The organism is Dissulfuribacter thermophilus (genome assembly GCF_001687335.1).
In the GTDB taxonomy this organism is placed as follows: domain Bacteria; phylum Desulfobacterota; class Dissulfuribacteria; order Dissulfuribacterales; family Dissulfuribacteraceae; genus Dissulfuribacter; species Dissulfuribacter thermophilus.
The window spans coordinates 1-6445 of record NZ_MAGO01000021.1; the positions used below are offsets into that span (position 1 = coordinate 1).

A 6445-nucleotide genomic window follows, 5' to 3' on the forward strand; every position below is an offset into this window, starting at 1 on the left:
CCTAAATCCTGCAATTGGCGAGTTTGCCCCAGATTTGAGGCGCGAGGGGCGAAGGCGTACTTTGGTACGTCGAGCCCCGAGCAACAAAGAAGATTGGGCAAAATCGCCAATCCCGAAGGGCGGCAAAAGGGGGCAAAATCAAATGGGTTCCATACTCACCAAAACAGTGAAGATTAAAGCTATGGTTTTTGTCAAGCAACTGGATGATATAATGTTTAAAAAACAATTTTGCCCCCTTTTGCCGTGCAGGATTTAGGGATGAATTGCCTGAGAAACTGGTCTGTCTGAGCCATTTCTTCCAAGATGCTCCGTGCCCTTGGGCTAAGGCGTTCAATGCCCCATTTAACACGTCTTAGGACTTCTTCTTTTGGTTCTCGTTTTGCATAGAGTGGCAGATTCACGTGGAAGAAGGAAAGGGAATCTGCATCTTTTAAGAGGTCTGAATCAGGCGTTCCTCCAAATTCGTGGGCCAAAACCAGCTCATACACTCTTTTTAAAATATAATTAGGTAAATTGCACTTTAATAGGACAGCTCGAAGGAGCCTGGCACTGTTTTGGGAATGTGCTTTTTTAAAGGCATCATAGGAGCTGAAGTTTTGTCTTTCAACCTTTATGCCCCTAGGAAAGGCCCTTTCTATATCATGGCCAAGGGCCGCAATTTGGAGGCTAATGTCCGCCTGAGGACAGAGTTTTAAAAGAATCTTCAATGTGTCCTCTGCGTGAATAGGGTCTTCAGGGACCTTTGATTTGGCTAAAATCCCCCTTATTTTTTTTAAAGCTTTTTGGATCGCGTGATTTAGGCTGTTCTCAGTTGCCACATCCTTCGAATATTCTCCGTATTCATTATGCCTGCAAGCATTATGAGGAGTTCTACTGGACGGTAAGATATACCCGAAAGAAATACTAAAAATATCCTTACATCCCTCCCCATACGAAAACGTTGCGTCTTGTTGTGTTTTTTCATCCATCCGTCGTATTTGTCTGCTGTATAGCTGTTAATAAGGGAACCTATCAAGGCCAAAATTCCAATGCCCCATCCAAGATTTCCAAGTGAGTGGTAGTTTGCAACGTGCCACGTTATTGCCGAGATCAAAAAGGCATCAGCATAACGATCAAGTACTGCGTCTAACCATGCCCCGTAGTCTGATTGTAGCCATTTGAGTCTGGCAATCTCTCCATCGCACCCATCTATTATACTCGCTAGCTGAGCCAGTATCGCCCCTGTTGCAAACCAGAGATAGGAATCTTTGGTCAGGAAAAAAGCTGCTGCTAGTGCCATACTAAAGCTTATTAAAGTAATTTGATTAGGGGTGATGGGTGTATTTACTAAAATGCTACTCAATCGAATGGATATGGGTCTGTTGAGCAGTCTTGATACAGGTCCATCATGTCCCTTTCCTCTTAAAAGTAGGAGTAGGGCCCTTTCCGCCCGTTTAAATGCACCCTTGTCGTCAAGATCGGCCCAAAAGCCCTTTGTTGTCTCAATTGCCCTTGCCTTTCCAGTATTTGCAAGAAATCCAACTATATCACTCAGACTAAGGGGGGTATGAGGGCTAAGTTCCTTTAATTCCTCAAAGACCTCTTTGGAACACACAAAAAGCCCTGTGTCGTAACCACTATAAACTTCAAGGTTTTTTCCGATTTTTTTTATCAAACCCTCTTGAATGATGACTTTTGTGGCATCGTTTTGATCTATTACTGCATTTTTAATCCTTTTATCTACCAATAACATCATGCCCCTTTTAGGGGGAGTTGCCCTTACAACTAGCTCTATCAGCTCTTTTTCAAAAATATGGTCGCACATTGATAGGACGAAATTATTTTTTAGGTTGGCCTGAGTAGCTGCAAGAAAAGAAGTACCATTTCCAGCTTCCCAATGTTTATTGAAGATGCATGTGATTGTGACCTGGTCAAGTTTTTGTTCTAAGGTTTTGAGGAAGTTTTCTACCTCGTCACTTTTGTAGCCAGTAATAATATAAAATTTCTTGATACCACAGGCATAAAGCCCCCTTATGGAGCGTTCTATAAGGGGCACCCCAAGAAATGGGGTGAGGGGCTTGGGGCGCCCCGAATTATTCAGTCTGCTTCCCCTGCCTGCAGCCAGGATTATAGCTGTATCTATTCCCTTAGTCTTAGTAGCCATGAGGCTAGGCCTCCATAAACTAAGCAGCTATGGCATCTTTACCGTTGATAGGCTCTGTTGATTTGCTGTAAAGCCTTCCATGGATAAAGTCTTCAGTCATTCGCCATGCTACGTCGTCAGGGTATTGTCTTGGAGGATGCTTCATGAAAAAGGCGCTAGGTCCTTCAACGACTCCTGCCTCATTTCTATCCATTGCCAGTTTACAGCACCTAATGGCGTCTATGGCAACTCCAGCAGAATTCGGAGAGTCTTCAACAGAAAGCCTTAGTTCCAAGTTCATTGGGACATCCCCAAAGAGTTTGCCTTCCATTCTTATGAAAGCAATCTTGTTGTCTTTTTGCCAGGGTACATAGTCACTTGGACCGATGTGAATGTTTTCCCAGTCCATGCGCTCAGCAAGTACCGATTGGACAGCCTCAGTCTTTGATTTCTTTTTTGATTTGAGTCTGGCCCTATTGAGCATGTTTAGGAAATCAGTATTTCCACCAGTATTTATTTGATAGGTGCGTTCTACTTTTACACCCCTCTTCTTAAAAAGATCTGCAATGGTTCTGTGGGTTATAGTTGCCCCGAGTGTGTGCCTTGATGTCGTCACCTACAATGGGCAGGCCTTTTTGCCTGAAACGTGCCTCCCATTCTGGATCAGATGCTATGAATACTGGCATGCAGTTTACAAAGCCAATCCCTGCCTTAAGGGCGCACTCTGCATAAAAGCGAACTGCCTTCTCTGAGCCAACTGGAAGGTAGTTAACCAGGATTTCCGCACCACTGTCTTTTAAGTGAGCAACTACCTCATCCATAGATGGTTCTTTTTCCTCTGCCAGGACAAAAGTATGAGATTCAGGATAATCTTTCATATGTGGTGAAAAACCATCTAAAACAGGTCCCATTTTTACCGTAACACCGGATTTTGGGATATCTTTGCAGAATACAGTGGTACAGTTTGGCGGGGCAAAGATGGCCTCATTAACGTCTTTTCCAACTTTTCTTTTGTCTATGTCAAATGCTGCTACAACTTCGAGATCGTGGGGAGCATATCCTCCGATCTCCCAATGCATAAGGCCAATGGCCTCATCTTTTTTTTCTGGAGTATAATAGTGAATGCCTTGGATTAGAGAACTGGCGCAATTTCCTATGCCTACGATTGCAAGTTTAACCTTCTTCACCTCAATCCCTCCTAATAACGAATTTATTTTTTAAAAAAGTAAAGAAGGTCTGCAGGCAGAGGAAAAAGCTAAAATAGTACCGGTAGAATTTGACATAGAATTATAAAAAAAATATGTAACAAAAAGACTGGTTGTCAAGACCTGTAATCCAGTTGTTCAGTTGCAATATTAAAGGTGAAAGAGGCCTTTTACACAAATTTTCAGGTATAATTTCTACTCTTTCGTATTATTACCTAATGTAACACGCGTCGCTTAAAATTCGGCCTTTTAATGATATGAAAGATTTTTTATGGCATTTACATTTGAAAAAAAAAATTGACTCTGTAAAATCTATCACAAAGGGTGGTGGCAGCATGAATTTGCGAGATTGGTGTTGATTGTTATATTCGTTAAATTAGAGAGGATAGATATGAACCTTATACGTTTCACACTAGCCACAACGATCGCCTTATTTATTCTCTTTTCCGCACCTCCAAAAATATATTCTGAATGCACAAAAAACAAACCTGCGACAGTCTTTCTCGGTGTAATTACGCTCCACCATCCACTGGTTATGTTTAAATATTATCAGCCTTTTGTAGATTATCTTAGCAAAAAAACTCCGTATAAGTTTGAACTGAAGATTAGCCAAGATTATGGGACTATTGTAAAGTATCTGGTTGATGGTACTATCGATGTGGCTATTCTTGGAGGTTTTACCTACTTGAAGGCCAGAAAAGAGGCAGGTGTGGTGCCTATTTTGGGGACATTGAATGCTGAAAAAAAGCCGCTTTGCCAGGCCATTTTTATTGCCAAGGAGGATAATAAAGAGATCAATACTATTCATGACATCAAGGGAAAAAGATTTGCCTTTGCTTCTGAATATTCTACTTCTGGAAATTTGGCCCCACTTTACTATCTTTATTCAAAAGAGGGGATAAGGCTTGAGGATCTCGCGGAGTATAGAAACCTCAAATATCACGATTCAGTAGCAAGAGAGGTACTTCGTGGCAATTTTGATGCAGGTGTGGTTCTAGGCTCAGTGGCCATGCAGTACAAGGGCATGGGTATAAAATTTATAGGCAAAACTGACCCGTTCCCCAGTTTTTTGATAGTAGCAAGGCCGGGAGCAGCTCCTGAAATGGTTCACAGTATAGAGAAGGCACTGCTCAGCCTTGATTACGACGATCCTGCATGCAGAAAGATAATGGATTCGTGGGATGTAAATATTAGACATGGTTTTACCAAGGTTTCTGATTCCGACTATGACGTGATTAGGAAAATGGTTTCTTATCTAAACAAAGAAGGCATAAGGTTAGGGGTTAAAAAGTGAAGTTTTTCCTGGGGGTACAGGCCAAGTTTATTCTTCTAACTTCGCTGTGTATCTTTTTGTTTGCAGGCTTTTGGGGTTATCTAATCATAAAAAGAGAGGGCAAACTCTATACCGAGGATACAATTAACCAGGCCAGGATTATTGCCGAGATTTCAGGAGTAATATTTACCAATGCACTTGTATACAAAGAATTGGGACTAGTTGAAGATGTGGGACTAACAGACTATCTGGACTATTATGTATCTGATATGATGCAGAAGGACAAACGCATTGTCTATCTGATAGTCCTTGATCCTAAGGGGAGGGTGCTTTCCCATAGTAATATAAAGGAATACGGGAAGGTATATACTGATCCCGTAACAAAGCGTGCACTTGAGGCAACTGAGATACTGGTTCAATACGTAAAGGATGCCAATGGTAACGAGATGGTTGACGTTGCCGCTCCCCTGAGGATTAGCACTAAGAATTGGGGAGTATGTAGGATAGGTTTTTCTCTAAAACAGGTTAAGGAGGGGATAGCATCACTGAGAAATGAAATGATATCTATGATATCCATAATGCTTCTGGGCTCTTTGATTGTTATCGGCATAGCAGGAAAGGCCTTTGCTACTCCTCTGGTAAGATTAGCTAAGGTGATGGATCAAATTACTGAAAAGGGTGATCTGGAAATTCAGGTTCCAGAACTTAAGCCTCGAAATGATGAGATAGGCAAGCTACAGGCCAGCTTTACCTGGATGATCAAGCGACTACGAGAGGCAAATAGGGAGAGAATGCGGACCATGGATCTCATGTGCCAGACAGAAAAGATGGCTACGGTAGGCAATCTTGCTGCTGGAGTTGCCCATGAGATAAATAATCCCTTGGGAGGGGTAATTCTCTGCTTTAAGAATCTTATAGAGAGCGACATGGATGAGGAGACTCGAAAGATTCACATTGAAGTAATTAATTCTGGTCTTTTAAAGATTCAAAAGACTGTAAAAGAGCTTTTGGATTTTGCAAGAAAGACCCCCATGGCAAAAGTGCCTTCATCTGTGAATTCTATTCTTGATGAGAGCATTAGGCTTGTGGATTGCATGTTAGCTAAGAGAAATATAAAAATAATAAAAGATTTTTATGTTGACATGCCGACAGTACTTGTTGATCCTGGCAAGATTGAACAAGTTATTATAAATATTATCATTAATGCCGTCCATGCTATGGGCGAAAATGGTACGCTGTTTATTTCTACAGCGGTTGAAGATGATATGTGCGTTATTTCGATTAAGGATACAGGTCCAGGAATAGATCCAAAGATCTTATCGCGGATATTTGATCCTTTTTTTACTACAAAAGAACCTGGAAAGGGTACTGGACTAGGCCTAGCTGTATGCAAGGCCATTATTGAACAGCACGGTGGCAGAATAGAGGTAGAATCAGAAAAGGGAGCTGGTGCCAGATTTATAATCAAGCTACCCATAAGAGGGACTGAAAAGGCATGAAACGGTGTATATTGCTTATAGAAGACGAACTTTCTATGAGGCTTGGAATAACTCACGCTCTTAGTGGAGCTGGGTATGAGATAACTGCTTGTGAGGATGGTAAGCAGGGAGTCAAGGCCTTAGGCCAGAGGAGATTTGACCTGGTAATAACTGATTTGAGATTACCTGGCCTAAATGGTATGGAAGTGCTTTCTAAGGCAAAGGAGATGTATCCTGATATAGGAGTAATCATAATAACGGCTTTTCCAGAGATAGAGACTGCTGTTTCCGCCATAAAACAAGGGGCCTTTGATTATATCAGCAAGCCTTTTACAAACGAGGCTCTGTTGATAGTAATAGAAAGGGG

General features: G+C 41.7%; 5 protein-coding genes and 1 pseudogene. 3 read left to right on the forward strand and 3 right to left on the reverse strand.

Going from position 1 to position 6445, the window contains the following annotated elements; all coding sequences use genetic code 11:
- Positions 1 to 215: 215 nt before the first annotated feature.
- The 3 genes and pseudogenes from DBT_RS11565 to DBT_RS12960 form a co-directional block, all read right to left on the reverse strand.
- Positions 216 to 818 carry a DUF4202 family protein gene (locus DBT_RS11565; protein ID WP_067620870.1) on the reverse strand — a complete coding sequence of 201 codons (603 nt, stop codon included), beginning with the start codon at positions 816 to 818 and terminating at the stop codon, positions 216 to 218.
- Positions 797 to 2143 (reverse strand): NTP transferase domain-containing protein, encoded by a 1347-nt coding sequence (locus DBT_RS11570; protein WP_067620873.1) that lies wholly within the window; start codon positions 2141 to 2143, stop codon positions 797 to 799. Before DBT_RS11570 ends, DBT_RS11565 begins: the two co-directional genes overlap by 22 nt.
- A gap of 19 nt (positions 2144 to 2162) precedes the next feature.
- A pseudogene (locus tag DBT_RS12960) lies at positions 2163 to 3309 on the reverse strand (inositol-3-phosphate synthase).
- 409 nt (positions 3310 to 3718) lie between these two features.
- Between DBT_RS12960 and phnD the strand changes: the two are divergent.
- The 3 genes from phnD to DBT_RS11590 all read left to right on the forward strand — a co-directional run.
- Entirely contained in the window at positions 3719 to 4621 is a 903-nt protein-coding gene (gene phnD / locus DBT_RS11580; RefSeq protein WP_067620876.1) for a phosphate/phosphite/phosphonate ABC transporter substrate-binding protein, read from the forward strand.
- Complete coding sequence (locus tag DBT_RS11585) at positions 4618 to 6099, forward strand: ATP-binding protein (protein ID WP_083186795.1); 1482 nt, start codon at positions 4618 to 4620, stop codon at positions 6097 to 6099. The genes phnD and DBT_RS11585 overlap by 4 nt, the downstream gene beginning before the upstream one ends.
- Positions 6096 to 6445, forward strand: a 350-nt coding sequence (locus DBT_RS11590; protein WP_141674300.1) for a response regulator, incomplete at its 3' end; no start/stop codon positions are given. The genes DBT_RS11585 and DBT_RS11590, both read left to right, overlap by 4 nt.

Excerpts from the sequence above, each read along its gene's own strand:
- phnD (WP_067620876.1), top strand. The coding sequence starts at position 3,719 with ATGAACCTTATACGTTTCACACTAGCCACAACGATCGCCTTATTTATT.
- DBT_RS11570 (WP_067620873.1), bottom strand. The coding sequence starts at position 2,143 with ATGGCTACTAAGACTAAGGGAATAGATACAGCTATAATCCTGGCTGCA.